A 16,501-nucleotide genomic window follows, 5' to 3' on the forward strand; every position below is an offset into this window, starting at 1 on the left:
TTCAACGCTCATGGCCACTCCGCAATTCCATCCGCTGCGCATTCGCGAGGTTCGTCCTGAAACGGCCGACGCGGTCACCGTCTCGTTCGATGTACCGCCACTGCTGCGCGACGCGTTCCGCTTCACGCAAGGGCAGTTCGTGACCTTGAAGACGCATATCGACGGCGAAGAGACGCGCCGGTCCTATTCCATCTGCGTAGGTGTCACGGATTACGATCGCGATGGAGAATTGCGTATCGGCATCAAGCGCGTGCGCGGCGGGCGCTTTTCGAACTTCGCATTCGACACGCTGAAGCCCGGCCTCGAGATCGAAGTCATGACGCCCGATGGCCGTTTCTTTACGCATCTGAATGCGGACCACGCCAAGCATTACGTGGCGTTTTCAGGTGGCTCGGGCATCACGCCAGTGCTCGCCATCGTCAAGACCACGCTCGATACGGAACCCACGAGCCGCTTCACGCTTGTGTACGGCAATCGCAGCGTGGATGCGATCATGTTTGCCGAAGAGCTCGAAGATCTCAAGAACCGTTATATGAGCCGCTTTTCGCTCTATCACGTGCTCTCGGACGACTTGCAGGATGTCGAGCTCTTCAACGGCGTGCTGGACGAAGCAAAGTGCCGCGCGTTCCTGCAAACGCTGCTGCCTCCGCAAGAAATCGATGAAGCCTTCATTTGCGGTCCTGGGCCGATGATGGATGCGGCTGAAGCCGCGCTCAAGAGTTCGGGCATCGCACAGAAACGGATCCATGTGGAGCGTTTCGGTACAGCCTTGCCGCAAGCGGGCGTTCCGGCCGTCGAAATTACCGACAACACGCCTGCGGCCGACCTTGAACTCGTCATCGACGGAAAACGGCGCAAACTGCGTTTGCCCTATGAAGGCGTGAGTGTGCTCGACATCGGACTCAAAGCGGGTTTGGCGCTGCCCTATGCGTGCAAAGGCGGCGTGTGCTGCACGTGCCGCGCAAAGGTGCTTGAGGGAGAGGTAAAGATGGACCGGAATTTCACGCTCGAACAACACGAGATCGATGACGGTTTCGTGCTGACGTGCCAGTGTCATCCGGTTAGCGAACGCATAGTCGTGAGCTTCGACGAACGCTAGACACTTCTTAGCGTGGCTTTAGAAAAACAATTCAGGAAATATCGGAAGAATTCTTTACGCATAAACCCTCGCAAGCGTTTGCACAAATTGTTTTGTAAGCTTTGTTTGTGTCATCGTACGGATGCTTTCAGCGCTTAGTTGGCGCTGAGCGAAAAGTATTCGAAATAGCGAACATCAAACGGGGCAAGCGAAACTTCGATGTGGATCGTCAGACTCGCGCTTAAGCGCCCGTACACGTTCATTGTCCTGTCGCTGCTGCTGCTTATCATCGGCCCGCTCGTGATCATGCGCACGCCGACCGATATCTTTCCGAACATCGACATTCCGGTCGTTAGCGTAATCTGGTCGTACACGGGCTTGCCTCCTGATCAAATGGAGCGCCGCATCACGCTCAATTACGAGCGTGGGCTTTCGGTGGCGGTCAACGACATCGAACATATCGAATCGGAATCGCTGCCAGGCATTGCGGTCATCCGCATATTTTTTCAGCCGAACGCAAACGTGGATGAAGCGATCGCGGAAATTACCGCGCTTTCGCAGACGCAGCTTCGTCAGTTGCCACAGGGCATCACGCCGCCGAACATCTTGCGCTTCAATGCGTCGACCGTGCCGATCTTGCGGCTTGCGTTGTCATCGTCGGAACTCACCGAGCAGCAGCTCTACGACTTCGGCAATAGCTTTCTCAAGACGCAGCTTGCGACAGTGCAGGGTGCATCCGTGCCGTTGCCCTATGGCGGCAAGCAGCGGCAGATCATGGTCGATATCGACTCGCGCCGGCTGCAGGCAAAGAATCTCGCGCCCACCGATGTCGTGAATGCCATCAGCGCGCAAAACCTGATCTTGCCGACGGGCACGACCAAGATCGGACCGACCGAATATCAAGTGGGACTCAATGCGAGCCCGGATACGATCGAAGGTCTCAACGACATTCCGATCCGAACAGGGCCTGGCGGCACCATCTATATTCGCGACGTGGCGCACGTGCGCGATGGCTTTCAGCCGCAAACGAATATCGTGCGACTCGATGGCACGCGTGCGGCGCTTCTGACGATCAACAAGAGCGGCAATGCATCGACGCTCGATATCGTGTCGCGCGTGAAGAACCTGTTGCCGACGCTGCGTGGCATGGTGCCCGAATCTTTAAAGATAGAGCCGGTCGCCGACCAATCGCTGTTCGTGCGGGCATCGGTAGAGGGTGTGTTGCGCGAGGCCGTGATCGCGGCGGGTCTGACCGCGCTCATGGTGCTGCTGTTTTTAGGTAGCTGGCGCGCGACGCTTATCATCGCCATCTCCATTCCGTTGTCGATGCTCACGTCGATCGTCGCACTCTCGGCGATCGGGCAGACCATCAACATCATGACGCTCGGCGGACTGGCGCTCGCGGTCGGTATTCTCGTGGACGATGCTACCGTCGCTATCGAAAACATCAGCCAGAATCTCGAAGAAGGCAAGGAACTGGAGCAAGCGATTCTCGATGGCGCGCAACAAATTGCCGTGCCAACGCTCGTTTCCACGCTTTCCATCTGCATCGTTTTCATTCCGATGTTCCTGCTTACCGGCGTTGCGCACTACCTCTTCGTGCCGCTGGCCGAAGCAGTCGTTTTCGCCATGATTGCGTCGTACTTCTTCTCGCGCACGCTCGTTCCGACGCTTGCGAAGTATCTGTTGCGCAACCACGAACACATGGGTGGCGATGTCGAATCGATGAAGGGTTCGCGCAACCCCTTCGTGCGTATTCATCTCGGTTTCGAGAGGCGCTTTGAAGCGGTGCGCGGACGCTACCGCGCCTTTCTCGAAGCTCGGCTCGCGCATCCCGCGCGCTTCGCGTCGTTGTTCCTCATCTGCTGTCTGCTCTCGCTCGCCCTCGCACCGTTTCTTGGCCGTGACTTCTTTCCTTCCGTCGATTCGGGCGTGATCGCACTGCACTTGCGCACGAAAACCGGCACACGTATTGAGGAAACAGCGGCATTGACCGATCGTGTCGACAAGCGCATTCGCCAACTCATTCCGTCGCGCGAGGTGCATTCGATCATCGACAACATGGGCTTGCCGGTATCGGGCATCAATCTTTCGTATAGCAACACCGGCACCATCAGTTCCGCCGATGCCGACGTGCTCATCACGCTCAACGAAGATCACGCGCCCACCGACGACTATATCCGCCAACTCCGCAAGCGCCTGCCGCAGGAGTTCCCCGGCGTGGCGTTCTCCTTCCTGCCCGCGGATATCGTGAGCCAGATTCTCAACTTCGGTGTCCCGGCGCCGCTCGATATTGCCATCACGGGCCGCGATGTGCGTGGCAATCGCGCCTTCGCCAATCACTTGCTCGAGAGGATTCGTCGCGTGCCGGGTCTCGTCGATGCACGCATTCAGCAGCCTTCCGATCTTCCATTCGTCAACGTTGAAGTAGATCGTACGAAGGCGCTTCAGGCAGGCTTTACGCAACGCGATGTCGCAAGCAATCTGCTCATCACGCTGTCGGGAAGTCAGCAGACGACGCCTACGTTCTGGCTCAATCCCGCGAATGGCGTGAGCTACAACGTCATTACGTCCGCGCCGCAATACGATATGAACTCGTTGCAATCAGTCGCGAATATTCCAGTGACATCGGCTAGCGGCAAGACGAATATTCTCGGCGCGCTTGCTTCATTGTCTCGCGGGTCGCGCGATGCCGTTGTATATCACTACAACGCGCAGACCACCATCAATCTTTATGCAAGCACCGAGCGGCGCGATCTGGGCGCGGTGTCGGATGACGTTCAACGCATCATCGACGAAGCGCGCGGCCAATTGCCCAAAGGCTCGTCAATCGACATGCGTGGACAAGTCGAAACGATGAACGGGTCTTTCTCGGGCCTGGCGTTTGGATTAATTCTCGCCGTCGTGCTGGTGTATCTGCTTATCGTGGTGAATTTTCAGTCGTGGCTCGATCCGTTCATCATCATCACCGCGCTGCCGGGTGCGTTAGCGGGCATTGTCTGGATGCTCTTCCTCACGCATACGACGCTGTCCATTCCCGCATTGACCGGCGCAATCATGTGTATCGGTATCGCGACGGCCAACAGCATTCTCGTCGTGAGCTTTGCGCGTTCTGCATTGCAGGAACACCGCGATGCCATGCGCTCGGCGCTCGAAGCCGGCTACTCGCGTTTCAGGCCCGTGCTGATGACCGCACTCGCGATGATGATCGGCATGGTGCCCATGGCCATCGGTCTCGGCGAGGGCGGCGAACAGAATGCGCCGCTCGGCCGCGCGGTGATCGGCGGCCTGATGGTCGGCACCATCGCCACGCTCTTCTTCGTGCCCGTGGTGTTCTCGATGATCTATAAGCGTATCGAAGCGAAGCGCGGCGGCGCAAAGCACCTGGATGGCAAGCCGCAAGGCCAGTCGTGATGCCGATATATACGGAGTTCGAATGAACGAGCAGTCAAACGAACGATCGACACGCAAGCGCGGGCGCATGTGGCTCGTGATCGCGCTCGTGGTCGTCGTGTTGCTGGTGGCGCAGGGTATCTGGTCACGCCATTCCGCGCACGCGGAACTGGAACGCGATGCCGGCGAGCACAGCGTCCAGACCGTCGAAATCATCAAGCCGACGCGCATGAAGCCGACACAGGACCTCGTGCTCGCAGGCGATATCCGTGCCTTCTCCGATGCCCCGATTTTTGCGCGCACCAATGGCTATCTGAAACGCTGGACCGCGGATATCGGCACCAAGGTGCGCAAAGGACAGCTGCTTGCGGAGATCGATGCACCCGAGATCAATGATCAGCTGCGCCAAGCTCGCGCCGATGCGCAGACGGCGCGCGCCAATTATCTGTTGGCGAAGACCACCGCCGATCGTTGGGTGCAGATGGCGAAGAACAACTCGGTCTCGCGGCAGGAGACAGATGAAAAGACCGGCGACATGCTCGCCAAGGAAGCTGCGTTCAACGCCTCGCAGGCGAACGTGTCGCGACTGGAGCAGATGGTTTCGTTCCAGAAGATCTATGCACCGTTCGATGGCGTCGTGACGGCCCGCAACACCGATGTCGGCCAGTTGATCGATGCGGGCAGCGCGGGGATCGGCCGCGAGCTCTTCCATATACAAGATGCCACTACGCTGCGCGTGTTCGTCGATGTGCCGCAAGCCTATGCGCGGCTCGTGACCCCCGGCTTGCCAGCGGAACTGATCCTCAACGAAGAGCGCAATCGCAAGTTCGAGGGCGTCACGGTGCGAACGGCGGGAGCGGTCGATCCGGTTGCACGCACCATGCGTGTCGAAGTCGGCGTGAAGAATCCGAGCGGGGAATTGCTGGCAGGCGCCTATGCGCAAGTGCGCTTTCATCTCACCAACGCTAGCGCGTCGTACACGCTACCCGGCAATGCGCTGCTGTTTCGTCCGGATGGCGTGCATGCGGCGAGCGTCGATGCGAACAATCTCGTGAAGCTGCTGCCGATCACGCTTGGAACCGATTACGGCACGCGCGTTTCGATCGCAGCCGGATTGTCGGGCGATGAGCGTGTGATCGTGAATCCCCCGGATTCGATCATCGATGGAGCGGCGGTGCGCATCGGACGCGCGAACGCCACGCCTGGTGCGAGTCAACCGAAGCAGGGCGGCGAAGCATCATGAGCATGCTGCATGCAAAATGCCGAATGCCAAGTTTGGCGGCGGTGCTGGCGCTAATGTTAAGCGGATGCGCGGTCGGGCCGGATTACAGCAAGCCCGACGTGGCGATGCCCGTTGCATACAAAACGGCAGAACCCGCCGATGCGCCCGTTCATGCGGACACACTGCCGCAAAACTGGAAAGCCGCGCAGCCCGCCGATGCCACCCAACGCGCTCCCTGGTGGGAAATCTACGGCGACCCGCAATTGAACGCTCTGGAGGAACGCGTCGCGAGCGCGAACCAAACGGTGGCGGCGGCATCCGCGCGTTTTCGCGGCGCGCGAGCGGCCGTCGCGCAGGCGCGTTCGGCATACTTTCCGACTGTCACGGCGAATGCTGCATTCAATCAGTCGCGGGCGTCGTCGAACATAATGTACAAGTCGAGCGCGGGCGTGACAGTGCCGGACTATCTGGTCGATGCGCAAATCTCGTGGGAGCCCGACTTGTGGGGCCGCATTTCCCGCGCGGTCGAAGGCGGACGTGCGGGAGCGCAGGCAAGCGCAGCCGACTTGCAAAGTGCGATCCTGTCGATGCAGGCCGAGCTTGCAAGTAACTACTTCGAGTTGCGCGGCACGGTGGAGGAAGAGCGGCTTTTAAAGGAAACGCTGCAAGCCTACGACAAGGCGCTCGCGTTGACGCGTGACCGGTTTGCAGGCGGCATCGCGGCCGAGTCCGATGTTGCGCAGGCGGAGGAGCAGTTGCGCTCGACGCAGGCGCAGTTGATCGATCTCGAAACCGCGCGCGCGAGCCTCGTGAATGCAATCGCGATTCTCGTTGGCGAGCCGCCGTCGAGTTTCACGCTCGATGTCGAGCCGCTCGATGAAGGGCATGCGCCGCGCCCATCGGCGGCACTCGCTGCGCTGCCGCTTTCCGTGCCTTCCGCGTTGCTGGAGCGACGGCCCGATATCGCGGCGGCCGAGCGCCGCGTCGCTGAGGCCAACGCACGCGTCGGCGTGGCGACGGCCGCGTTCTTTCCGAATCTGCTGCTTGCCGCGACGGGTGGCCTCGAAGCCACCAATTTCAGTTCCTGGTTGATGGCGCCAAGCCGCTTCTGGTCGCTCGGGCCGCAACTCGCTTTCACCGCACTGGACTTCGGTGGCCGTGCCGCGGCACGCGATGCGGTACGCGCGACTTATGACGAGAGCGTCGCTGATTATCGTCGAACGGTGCTCACGGCTTTCGGGCAAGTGGAGGACAACCTCAACGCGCTGGAGGTTTTGCGCCGTGAGAGCGAAGCGCAACGCGACGCGGTCGATGCAGCGAAGCGCGCGTTATCGAAGGTTGGCAATCGCTACGAGAACGGCGCGATCACGTATCTGAACGTAGTGGTGACGCAGGCTATCGTGTTATCGGATCAACGCACGGAGGTGCGTATCGAGCGGCGGCGCATGGCGGCCAGCGTCGCGCTGATCAAGGCGCTCGGCGGCGGATGGACGACCGCCGCGTTACCAGATGCGGAAGAAGTATCGCGGCGAGAGTGAGAGGGCATTTTGCATTCGGTCTTTTGCATGCCGGAATTATGCATGCCGAATGCAATTGCCTGGCAGAAGCGCTCGCCATGTGAAACGCCGGGCCGCATTCGTCGCGTTCCCGGCGTATCGCCCAGCAGTCGAATACCTCAACCTTGCGCTTTCGGCCTGCAGATCATGAAGTATTGCGAACTCAACCACCAAGGCATATGCGGCACCGGGCTCATATGCACGGCATTGATATCGAAGCCCACGCTTACGAGATCGCGCAACTCACGGAAGTCGAAACCCTTATGCGTGATGCGCGGATTGATCGGCCGGCTCACGGACATGCCGACCATCGACTTGAGCACTTCGGAAGGCGTGTATTCCGACTTGAAGGAACGACTGCGGAGCATCCAGTTCGATACCTTCGGCGCGATTGCGAGGCCGTACATGATCGGCACCGAGATCACGAGCGCGCCGCTCGGCTTGAGAATGCGCGCGGCGTCATCGAGCAGCATGGCCAGTTCGTTGTCGTAGAGATGCTCGCAGACTTCGAAGGCGGTCAGCACGTCGACGCTTTGCGGCGTTACGTTGTTCAGCGACTCCGCGTATTTGATTTCGGGAAAGGTGGGCGCCATGTACGGATCGTGACCGACGAGCGTCACGTCCGGGCGCGCTTCGCCGAGCGTGTGCAAAAAGAGTCCAGGGCCAGCACCGAAATCGACCACCGTGCCGCGTTTCGCACATAGTCCGGTCACCAAATCGACCGCCATGTTCATGCGCGTTCGATGTGCATAACGCGCTAGCGGATTGCCGGATTTGACGGTTTGTTCTTCGTATGAAATTTCGCGCATCGGTGTGCTCCCCCTCGTTCGACTAGGCCATTTGTTCCTGGAATTTTCTGCGCCGCGTTCTTTTGTTTTTATCGTTATGTCGGTTGATATTGCCGGGACTAACTGAGTCACGCAATCGACGACAGTAGGCCTTTAGCGCCTAACTTCTGCCGGCGTCCGCCACGTGCGTCGGCCCTTGAGGCCTGTCTTGCAGCAGCGGAATCCAGACTACACGAAGAGCCACGCGCCGCATGCGATGAGGGCCACACTCCAGAGCCAATCGACGTTGACCCACCCCGTGCGTAGAAACCCGAGCCCCACACGCTCATGCACCGTCACGGCCAGCAGGGAGATGACGGCAATGACGGCAAGCATCGACGCCGTGTGGATGGCGAGCGCGAGGGCGCCCGCTTCGAGCGCGCCGCCGGCAAGCTTGCCCGAGCACAGGGGCAAGAGCGCCGGCACGAGCATGAGGCCCGCGCCGTGTGCGCTCGACATTACGAACGACCACAACGCGAGGCCCGCGAGGCCCGTGCGCATGCCAACCGAAGGCCGTCCACGATGACCGCGCCACAGCCGCCATATGCCCCAGCCGATCAGCACCAGGCCTGCACCACGCGCGAGCATCTCATGTCCAAGCATGGTCCCGAGCGTAAGCGCGCCAACCAGCACGAGCCCTACCGATAACGCATGACCGAGCGCAATCGGCACGAGCGAGATCAGAACGACGCGCCTGCTATGCGCATAGAGTCCGAGCGCGACGGCAAAGAGCCAGCCCATTGCGGGATTGAGTCCATGAAAGGCGCCCAATCCCGCAGCCGTGAGCCATAACGCCGACGAGGAGGTCACGGATAGCAGAACGAATCCGATGAGCAATCGCCGCCTTGCAGCCTGATCTGATGCGGCCTGTGCCCCTTCGGCCAGTCGATGAAGAAGTTCTTGTCGGTGCTAAGGCCGCCGTTCGGATCGGCGTCGAGTTTCACCATCCAGCCGTCGATACCTTCGGGATAAAACTGCGCGTCCACCGCGCCATAAAGCGAATTGGTGAAGTAGACGCGCCGACCATCGCGACTGACTTCGACCATTTGCGGTCCGCCATTGAGTGCACCGTTTTTAGCGCCGGGATGAGTGGCGCGCGACACGATCCCACCGATGCGGACCTTACCTGTGAGCTTGGGCGAGAAGGGATCGGAGACGTCATACTGAAGCATGTCGCCCGTGCCCCAGCAGGACACGTAGAGGAAGCGATCATCCATCGAGAGATCGATGTCGGAGACGAGCGGCGGCACCGCGCCGAAGCCTTGAAGAAGCGGCGGCAGAACCGAGGCATCGGCAGGTTCCGCGGGAATGTCGATGATCTTCTTGACGGCCCACTTGTCCTTGTCGCGATACCAAGTCCATATCGACGAGGACAGATCCTTCAAGCTGATGACGCAATTCACGAAGCCGTACGCCTTGGTCGGATCGTGCGCGGGGCGCAGTTCGAACACGAGTTGATACTCGTCGCCAAAGTCGATTTCCTGAATATGCTTGCGCTTGGTGAAGTCCCAGAAATGCAGTTTTCTGCCGTATTTCGCGCCTAAAAGAAGTTCGGGTACGAGGCCGCTCTCGAAGGTATCGGGCGTGCCCCATTCGCTCGTCACCATCGTGTCGTAACCGAGATGCCACCAGCCATCGTAGGCAAGCTGTTGCGGGCCGCGGTCCACTTCCCATCGGCCTAGTGGATCGAAGCTCTGTTGATCGAGCATCAGCACGCCGCCGGGCGCTTTGCCTTCTGCATTGCCCAATGCCGTGACGTAGATGCCTCCCGGTCCGCAATGCACGGTATGCGGACGCGTATAGCCCGTTTTCTCGGCGAGTTCATCGGGCTCGATCGTACGCACGATCTTGAGTTGCTTTGGATCGGGCTTCGTATCGACGATATGAATGCGCGACGAGCGCAGCCCCGGCACCACGAGATAACGCCTTTCCATATGCGGGTGCGGCGCATTGGGGCAAAGACACGAAGAGCAGGCGTTCCAGCCGAAGTGATGCAGTTCGTCGCCGGTATCGGGCATGGCGAGTTCGCCGACGATCTTCGTATAGTCCGGCGAATCGGGATCGACATCGACGACCGCTAGCTTGTCGGGCGTATTGCGCTCGGGGTCGAATGTCGCGACATAGGCGAGTGTTTCTCGCGGAGCCTTGGCTGCAAGGCGAGGCGAAGGATAGAAGCTCGGGTCGGGTTTCCATGTTGCCATGTTGCACGTCTCCGGTTAGCGGTCCTTGAGCGGCTCTTCTAAAGCGTTCTTGCGACTCTCTTACGTCTCTTCAAGTCTCTTCATCATAGGACAAGCGTGCGCGACTCGTTCCGTCAAGCTTCGAAGTATTTGCGCAATACAAAGCAACGTGCGCTTAAGGATCGCTCGGTCGCTCCAAGCTTTACCTCAGGCTGGCTTGAAAAATTCCATCGGCATGCACTGCGCCGTGAAGTTCGTTTAAGCGCATGATGCCTGGAAGCGCCGCACGCTCTCAAGCTGTGCAAGCGTCGCCCCTTGTTCCGCTAAGGAGGTTGCTTATGACCGAACCGATGATCAGCCTGATGGTGGGCATTGTCGTGCTGCTATGCGCCGCGGTGATTCTCGTGATGCATCATCGTCATCCGCATATCAACGTCCCCAAGGCACGATGGCTCGATACACATCCGCCGCGCGACTGGATGCGTCACAGACATTAAAGCTCGAAGTGTTTTAAGCACATGCGGCGCCGGCTGATTACCGGCGCTTTTTATTGCCTTGGCCTGGCTGCTATGAATCGCTTTAGCGTCTTGGCCCTTTCATCACTTCGGCTTCCATGGCGGCGTGCCATTCCTCGTTGTGCTCTATCGGCTCCATGTCTTCGTCGATGAACGCCGATGCACGCTCGGCCACGGAGCGCGTTTCCTCTTCATCGTCGATGTCGGCGGTATCGTCGTCATCGCCAGGAGGGTCGAGCATGTCCTTGATCATTGCGTTGAGTTCGGGTGTATCCCACGGCTCGTTCCGCTGCTTTTTCTTCTTGATGTAATGCCGCACTTCGGCGTCCTGCTCGGTGGTCAACGGCAGCCCGCGGAAGGTGCCTTGCGCGTCCAGGTTATCCATGATCGGTGCTCCTATTGCTGAGGCATTCAAGCGTTTTTGAGCCGTTCTAGTGTAACGCGCTTCGACCTCGTGCCACGTCGTATAAAATGGCGCGCTTTTCCCGAACGCATCGATACCTCGCCATGTGGTTCAAAAACCTCCAGCTTCACCGTCTGCCCGCACCGTGGAACATCACCCCTGAAAAGCTGCAGCAGTGGCTCGCGCCACTTGGCTTCAGTGCTGCATCGAGCGTCGAGAACGAACGGCGCGGCTGGGTTTCGCCGCACGGCGACGACTCGCTCGTCTATGCCGTCAACCGACAGATGCTCATTACGTATCGCGCCGAGAAGAAGCTCTTGCCCGCTTCGGTCGTGACGCAGTTCACTAAGGAACGCGCGCTCGAAGTGGAAGAACAGCAGGGCTTCAAACCCGGCCGCAAGCAGATGCGCGAGCTCAAGGAGCAGATCACCGACGAACTCTTGCCGCGCGCGTTCAGCATCCGGCGCGATACGCGCGTGTGGATCGACCCTGTAAATGGCTGGCTTGCAATCGACGCTGCGTCGGCGACGCTATGCGACGACATCATCGGTCTGCTCGTCAAGTCGGTGACCGATCTTCCGTTGATGAGTGTGCGCGTGGCACGGTCGCCCGTTTCCGCGATGACCGAGTGGCTCCTAACAGGCGAAGCGCCCGCGGGCTTTACGCTTGACCGCGATACCGAGCTGCGTTCTGCTGGCGAGGGCAATGCAACGGTCCGCTACGTGGGTCACGCGCTGGAAGCGGAAGACATGCGCCGTCATATCGAAGCGGGCAAGCAGTGCATGCGGCTTGCCATGACGTGGAACGACCGCGTTTCCTACGTCTTGACGCCATCGCTTACGTTGAAGCGGGTCAGCGCGCTCGACGTCATCAAGGAAGCCGCCGATCCCACCGCGACCAACGACGATGAACGCTTCGAATCCGACTTCATGCTGATGACAGGCGAACTCGCGCGCATGCTCGGCGACCTGACCGACGCGCTCGGTGGCCAGGAAGACCTTCGTGCAGCGGCCTAGATAGAAGCGGAAGCAGATGCAGTGGGTGCGAGAGAGGCGAAGGCGTAGTTGTTCTTGCCGTTACGCTTGACTGTGTACATGGTGTCGTCGGCGACCGCGACGAGGCGCCAATAGTCGCTCACCCGGTCCGGGTAGCTCGCGATGCCGATACTTGCTCGCACCAGCGAAAGACGCATCTGCATGTCGGTTTCGGTCACGCAATCGATGATCCGTTGCGCGATCGCGGCCAGCTCCTTGTCCCCGGAAAACTCGCGCACGAGCACGGCGAACTCGTCGCCGCCGATACGCGCGACGACGTCGCCACTACGCACGGTCTGGCGAAAGCGTCGCGATATCGCAATCAGGAACTCGTCGCCGATACGGTGACCGTGCGTATCGTTGACGCGCTTGAAGCCGTCGAGATCGATATACAACACGGCGATGCGTGCCGGTTCGGCGCCGTTCGCAAGGCGCGCGGCCGACTCCTCCAGCGACGCGAACAGCTTGCGTCGATTGGGCAGGCCCGTCATCGCGTCGTGCAGTGAAGCGTGTTCGAACTCATGCGACATGCCGACCAATTGTCGATTGCGTTTTGCATACATTCCGATCGCCGTGATCAACACGCCGAACACGATCGCCGATAACGCGATGAGCGTATGCGACACGCTCACGATGCGCTCGCGCAGATCGGCGCTGGCGCGGTCGCGCTCGGTGCGCCAGTAGGCATAGACGGAATCGAGCGCGCTGCTGGCCGCGCGAAAATCGGCAGCAGGCGAGAGGACGTCAGCGGGCATTGGCGGCGCGGGCACCGGGCTCGAACCGATGAGCGCGTGCAGGCTTCCGAGCCGCGCGGCAAACTCGATGCGCGCCTGGCGGTACGCAATGTGGTGCTGTGCATCGCTCGCCGGCGTGCCCAGCAGCACCACCGAGGCGCTACGCGCGGCATCGGCACGCTCGACTGCTTCGAGCACGAGCCCGATGTATTCCTGATGCAATTGCACCGAGAAAATGGTGCGGACCTGAACCGCAAGAAAGAGCAGGCCGATGAGCAGCAGCGACAATGCCACGGCTGCAAGCGGAGCTGGCCCGCGAATGCCCGCACGCCGGGCGAGCGCCTGAACGGTATTCAAAATGCGATGCGGCAGCGGCCGATCCACGGCGTCTTCATCCGCGGGCATCGGTGGCGCTGCCGATGCTTCACGGACGGGAATATTCCTCTCGCTGACCGGCTGTTGCATTGCGTCGATAACTCACTCGATGGAAGAACGCGCCCACGCGCGCGAAGAGGCCGGTGTCCGTTCTGGCGCGCGCCGCGCGCCGGCGTGCAGCCTGAGTCTGGCCGGCGCTAGCCTGGGCCGAAGCCGCGCGGTTTCCGCGCGCCGAGGCAGTTTGCGACTGAGGTCGCGTTGCGGCCACCGCGCTCGGACGTTGCACGGTCGGCGCCGCTTGCGTTGGAGCGGCGGCGATGGCGGCGGCATCCACTGTGTCCGCGCCATAGACGGCGGGTGCAGTCGTGCTCACGGACGCATCGCGAACGGAGACGGGCGCCGCTTCCACCGTGCCAACGGCTTGCGTCTGCGTTTGCACCTGTGCAGGCACCTGAGCCGCGACAAAAGTCGGTTGATCGACACCTAACGTCTGGCGTGCGCTGGACATCGCTTCGGCATAGACGCGTTGATCGTGCGAGAACCACATGCTGTAGGCGATGGTTCCCAGCACGCCGACGGCCAACGCGCCCGCCGACGCGCTCCACAAGGCGAGACGCCCAAAGCGCAATGGTGCGCGCTGCGCCACGGGCTCATCCTCCAAATCGAGCGGCGGTGTTTCCATGGCAATGACAGTGGGATCATTCGCGGGTCGTGCGTGACCCGCGATGCTCTCCTGGGGTAGTTCAGCGTGGTGAGGCATGACAGCGCTCTCCGGAACGTGATCGTCGGGCGATGTCCAACTAGCGTTACACAACACGCTCGACACCGCCGTATAACAGTGGAATGGCGCGCACGCGATATGAAGGCCCGCGTGGCGCACCCATTCAAACGAATGGCCCAACTGATGATGAGTACAGCCTTGAAGATCGATGGCTATGCAGCGACAGCCGACTGATCCTTCTCGCCGCAATAAAGCATGCCGAACGCCCGCGTTACCTGGCGCTCAACGATGGATGCAATTCAGTTTGCTTCGCACGATGCCCGCGTAAGGAGGGCTGGCGCCGCATTTTATAGGCGAAGTGCTTAGAGCGGCACCATGCCATCGACATTTACAGGACGTGTCGCTCGCATTTTGAATACTACCGTAGCAGAGTTCACGCCCGCGCATCGAAATGGGGAATTTAGCGCTATTTGTCGGACGAGAAAGTCAAACTTATGTGCGATAGCGCACATAAAATGCAATCGGACCATCAGGCGGATAGGTTCAGCCCGTGCCAGTGTGGAACGGTTGCGGCTCGGTGGCCTGAGGCAGGCCGAAGCGCTCGAACTCGGAGATTACTTGCGCACCGAAGAGCAATAACGTGGCGAGTGCCTCCAGACTAAACAGCACGACAATCGACGTCGTCAGCGATCCGTACACCACGCTTACCTGCGAAAGCGTCGCGAAGTACCAGACGAGCACGTGGCGCGTGATTTCCCAAAGAATGGCAGCGGTCACGCTGCCTATCAACGCGAGCCGCAGTGACGGTCGTCCCACCGGCATCACGAGATAGATCGATGTAAGCACGAAAACCTCGCCCGCGAAGCCGAGCAAATACAGCAAAAGGCGCGACACGCCTTTGAGCGATATTTCGATGCCGAGGAAATAGAGGCTGTTCGTGCCCATCGCCTGAAGCCCGTTCGAGACGAAAGTCACGATCAGCATGCCGACGCCCAAGAACAGGATGTAGCAGTACGGCAGCAAGGCGGACAGGAGAAAGTGCCGACGGCGGATCGCCACGCGATGCACGAAGATCACCGACATCGCGTTCTCGAGCACGGTGAAGGCGAGCGAACTGAAGAAGATCATCGTGATGAGAAGAAGCCAACCGATGACCGCGCGATGCGTCAAAAAATTCGCGAGTTCACGCACGACTGCGCGTGCCTGTCCCGGCACGAGCCATTCGAGTAAATGGGAGAGCGTGTCGAGCAGTTCCTTCTGTCCGATGAATTTCGACAGCACGATCACGATGAGGATCAGAAGCGGCACGATCGACAAAAGCGCGTAATAAGCCACCGCGCCCGCGAGCAGCATGCCCTGATTGGCGCGAAATGCCTTGATCGTGCGCATGACGAAGCCGAACGGATGACGTGCGACGTTCGCTACGTGCGGGCCCAGTATCGGGCCGAGTATCTTCGACATGGAGCCTCCGCGGCGCGTGGCCCACGGCGCCATGTCGTTCTGAAAAGCAAGTAATGCTCCCGTCCGTGAATACTCTTGCTCAGCCGGGACGGCGCGCCTCGCTACGGGCGGCCGCTTGCTGCGCGGCTTCTTCGAAGGCGAGGTCGAGCAGTGTATCCACGTCCTGGGCGGGCAAGTCGGCGGCATCCACGTTGCGCAGCCGGCAAAAAAGGGCAAGCGCCTCGGCGGCTGCGGCGAAGGCGTTGTTCATATCGCGGGAGTGTAGGCGTTTCTTTCTCATGCACCGCATAACGGCATGCGGATCACCTGACTTTAGCGTGTGGTGAGCGTGTCGTTGCTCGTCGGTGCAATGATGCGCGCGGTCGTAAGCCAACACGGGCGTGGTGGATATGGACCTCGCGCCGTCGATGAATTTGCTCGGCTCAACGCAGCCACTTGCGCACGTCCTGCTCCCAGTCGGGTTGTCCGCAGTTCGGCGGGTTTTCCGGGCCTAGAACGGTGATGTAGCCTTTGCTCTTCATACAGGATTCGTAGGCGCGCACCTGTGTGCAGCGGTCCGCGCCTGCCTGTCGCGACTGCGTCTTGCAGGCGTTCATCGAGTTGTCCATGCCGCTGAAGTCGGCGGGACCGTCGTTGTCGGAAGCGGGTGGGTTGGCGCTCGCGGAGAATTCGACCGGGCCGGTCTGTGCGCAAGCCGAAAGGAATAGGGCGGTCGCGATTGAAAACGCTCGGAACGGCAGACCCAGCGGGAAAGTTCTCATCTTCTCGATTCTCCAGGCGTTATCGATGTTTTGCGTGGTTGTTGTCGTGCACGTTCGAGGTGACATGGCCCGGTGCGCTGGCGTGCTTGATGGCTGTGGCGCAAAACGGGCAAAGTTGCCGGCGACGCTGGGCATTTTGTGTTTTGCATGCGGTGCACCTAATGCCAAGGGTGTTATTCGCAGTGACGTTTGGAATGATGCCGTCGTGTCTATTATCCGCGCGGAGGTTACTGCGTGTCCC

15 protein-coding genes are annotated in these 16,501 nt (G+C 60.2%); 6 read left to right on the forward strand and 9 right to left on the reverse strand.

Translation table 11 applies throughout. The features are described from left to right. Positions 1-10: 10 nt before the first annotated feature. The 4 genes from paaE to P9250_RS24970 all read left to right on the forward strand — a co-directional run bounded on the left by paaE (position 11) and on the right by P9250_RS24970 (position 7,231). Positions 11-1,099: a 1,2-phenylacetyl-CoA epoxidase subunit PaaE gene (paaE, locus tag P9250_RS24955; RefSeq protein ID WP_310395734.1), complete on the forward strand. Its 1,089-nt coding sequence runs from the start codon at positions 11-13 to the stop codon at positions 1,097-1,099. Between the two features lie 198 nt (positions 1,100-1,297). Continuing rightward, positions 1,298-4,492 carry an efflux RND transporter permease subunit gene (locus P9250_RS24960; RefSeq protein WP_310395736.1) on the forward strand — a complete coding sequence of 1,065 codons (3,195 nt, stop codon included), beginning with the start codon at positions 1,298-1,300 and terminating at the stop codon, positions 4,490-4,492. 22 nt (positions 4,493-4,514) lie between these two features. Then, positions 4,515-5,714 (forward strand): efflux RND transporter periplasmic adaptor subunit, encoded by a 1,200-nt coding sequence (locus tag P9250_RS24965; RefSeq protein WP_310395738.1) that lies wholly within the window; start codon positions 4,515-4,517, stop codon positions 5,712-5,714. A gap of 23 nt (positions 5,715-5,737) precedes the next feature. Next, complete coding sequence (locus tag P9250_RS24970) at positions 5,738-7,231, forward strand: efflux transporter outer membrane subunit (protein ID WP_310395740.1); 1,494 nt, start codon at positions 5,738-5,740, stop codon at positions 7,229-7,231. 137 nt (positions 7,232-7,368) lie between these two features. Here the strand turns inward: P9250_RS24970 and P9250_RS24975 are convergent, their stop codons facing one another. The 3 genes from P9250_RS24975 to P9250_RS24985 all read right to left on the reverse strand — a co-directional run bounded on the left by P9250_RS24975 (position 7,369) and on the right by P9250_RS24985 (position 10,277). After that, complete coding sequence (locus P9250_RS24975) at positions 7,369-8,058, reverse strand: methyltransferase domain-containing protein (protein ID WP_310395742.1); 690 nt, start codon at positions 8,056-8,058, stop codon at positions 7,369-7,371. 207 nt (positions 8,059-8,265) lie between these two features. Further along, on the reverse strand, positions 8,266-8,886 hold the full coding sequence (locus P9250_RS24980) for a hypothetical protein (RefSeq protein ID WP_409014939.1): 621 nt from the start codon (positions 8,884-8,886) through the stop codon (positions 8,266-8,268). Then, positions 8,883-10,277 (reverse strand): selenium-binding family protein, encoded by a 1,395-nt coding sequence (locus tag P9250_RS24985; RefSeq protein ID WP_244827845.1) that lies wholly within the window; start codon positions 10,275-10,277, stop codon positions 8,883-8,885. The genes P9250_RS24980 and P9250_RS24985 overlap by 4 nt, the downstream gene beginning before the upstream one ends. A gap of 317 nt (positions 10,278-10,594) precedes the next feature. Here P9250_RS24985 and P9250_RS24990 point away from each other — a divergent pair, with 317 nt between their 5' ends. After that, a complete protein-coding gene (locus P9250_RS24990; protein WP_244827846.1) occupies positions 10,595-10,753 on the forward strand; it encodes a hypothetical protein in 159 nt (52 codons plus the stop codon). Between the two features lie 82 nt (positions 10,754-10,835). On the opposite strand, the gene P9250_RS24995 is transcribed toward P9250_RS24990, so the two are convergent. Further along, on the reverse strand, positions 10,836-11,156 hold the full coding sequence (locus P9250_RS24995; protein ID WP_250525786.1) for a hypothetical protein: 321 nt from the start codon (positions 11,154-11,156) through the stop codon (positions 10,836-10,838). Positions 11,157-11,278: 122 nt separating this feature from the next. Here P9250_RS24995 and P9250_RS25000 point away from each other — a divergent pair, with 122 nt between their 5' ends. Then, positions 11,279-12,190, forward strand: a complete 912-nt coding sequence (locus P9250_RS25000; protein WP_310395745.1) for a recombination-associated protein RdgC — start codon at positions 11,279-11,281, stop codon at positions 12,188-12,190. On the opposite strand, the gene P9250_RS25005 is transcribed toward P9250_RS25000, so the two are convergent. The 5 genes from P9250_RS25005 to P9250_RS25025 all read right to left on the reverse strand — a co-directional run bounded on the left by P9250_RS25005 (position 12,187) and on the right by P9250_RS25025 (position 16,260). Then, positions 12,187-13,347: a GGDEF domain-containing protein gene (locus P9250_RS25005; RefSeq protein ID WP_310395747.1), complete on the reverse strand. Its 1,161-nt coding sequence runs from the start codon at positions 13,345-13,347 to the stop codon at positions 12,187-12,189. The genes P9250_RS25000 and P9250_RS25005 overlap by 4 nt on opposite strands. A gap of 19 nt (positions 13,348-13,366) precedes the next feature. Further along, positions 13,367-14,077 carry a hypothetical protein gene (locus tag P9250_RS25010; protein WP_309963797.1) on the reverse strand — a complete coding sequence of 237 codons (711 nt, stop codon included), beginning with the start codon at positions 14,075-14,077 and terminating at the stop codon, positions 13,367-13,369. A gap of 504 nt (positions 14,078-14,581) precedes the next feature. Continuing rightward, complete coding sequence (locus P9250_RS25015) at positions 14,582-15,499, reverse strand: YihY/virulence factor BrkB family protein (RefSeq protein ID WP_244827851.1); 918 nt, start codon at positions 15,497-15,499, stop codon at positions 14,582-14,584. A gap of 79 nt (positions 15,500-15,578) precedes the next feature. Further along, positions 15,579-15,749 carry a hypothetical protein gene (locus tag P9250_RS25020; RefSeq protein WP_250464626.1) on the reverse strand — a complete coding sequence of 57 codons (171 nt, stop codon included), beginning with the start codon at positions 15,747-15,749 and terminating at the stop codon, positions 15,579-15,581. Positions 15,750-15,921: 172 nt separating this feature from the next. Further along, positions 15,922-16,260 (reverse strand): hypothetical protein, encoded by a 339-nt coding sequence (locus P9250_RS25025; protein ID WP_310395749.1) that lies wholly within the window; start codon positions 16,258-16,260, stop codon positions 15,922-15,924. Positions 16,261-16,501: the final 241 nt, after the last annotated feature.

Source organism: Caballeronia sp. LP006 (assembly GCF_031450995.1).
In the GTDB taxonomy this organism is placed as follows: Bacteria; Pseudomonadota; Gammaproteobacteria; order Burkholderiales; family Burkholderiaceae; genus Caballeronia.

Excerpts from the sequence above, each read along its gene's own strand:
- P9250_RS25020 (WP_250464626.1), bottom strand. The coding sequence starts at position 15,749 with ATGAACAACGCCTTCGCCGCAGCCGCCGAGGCGCTTGCCCTTTTTTGC.
- P9250_RS24975 (WP_310395742.1), bottom strand. The coding sequence starts at position 8,058 with ATGCGCGAAATTTCATACGAAGAACAAACCGTCAAATCCGGCAATCCG.
- P9250_RS24985 (WP_244827845.1), bottom strand. The coding sequence starts at position 10,277 with ATGGCAACATGGAAACCCGACCCGAGCTTCTATCCTTCGCCTCGCCTT.
- P9250_RS24965 (WP_310395738.1), top strand. The coding sequence starts at position 4,515 with ATGAACGAGCAGTCAAACGAACGATCGACACGCAAGCGCGGGCGCATG.
- P9250_RS25010 (WP_309963797.1), bottom strand. The coding sequence starts at position 14,077 with ATGCCTCACCACGCTGAACTACCCCAGGAGAGCATCGCGGGTCACGCA.
- P9250_RS25025 (WP_310395749.1), bottom strand. The coding sequence starts at position 16,260 with ATGAGAACTTTCCCGCTGGGTCTGCCGTTCCGAGCGTTTTCAATCGCG.
- paaE (WP_310395734.1), top strand. The coding sequence starts at position 11 with ATGGCCACTCCGCAATTCCATCCGCTGCGCATTCGCGAGGTTCGTCCT.
- P9250_RS24970 (WP_310395740.1), top strand. The coding sequence starts at position 5,738 with ATGCCAAGTTTGGCGGCGGTGCTGGCGCTAATGTTAAGCGGATGCGCG.
- P9250_RS24960 (WP_310395736.1), top strand. The coding sequence starts at position 1,298 with ATGTGGATCGTCAGACTCGCGCTTAAGCGCCCGTACACGTTCATTGTC.
- P9250_RS25015 (WP_244827851.1), bottom strand. The coding sequence starts at position 15,499 with ATGTCGAAGATACTCGGCCCGATACTGGGCCCGCACGTAGCGAACGTC.
- P9250_RS25000 (WP_310395745.1), top strand. The coding sequence starts at position 11,279 with ATGTGGTTCAAAAACCTCCAGCTTCACCGTCTGCCCGCACCGTGGAAC.
- P9250_RS24995 (WP_250525786.1), bottom strand. The coding sequence starts at position 11,156 with ATGGATAACCTGGACGCGCAAGGCACCTTCCGCGGGCTGCCGTTGACC.
- P9250_RS25005 (WP_310395747.1), bottom strand. The coding sequence starts at position 13,347 with ATGCCCGCGGATGAAGACGCCGTGGATCGGCCGCTGCCGCATCGCATT.
- P9250_RS24990 (WP_244827846.1), top strand. The coding sequence starts at position 10,595 with ATGACCGAACCGATGATCAGCCTGATGGTGGGCATTGTCGTGCTGCTA.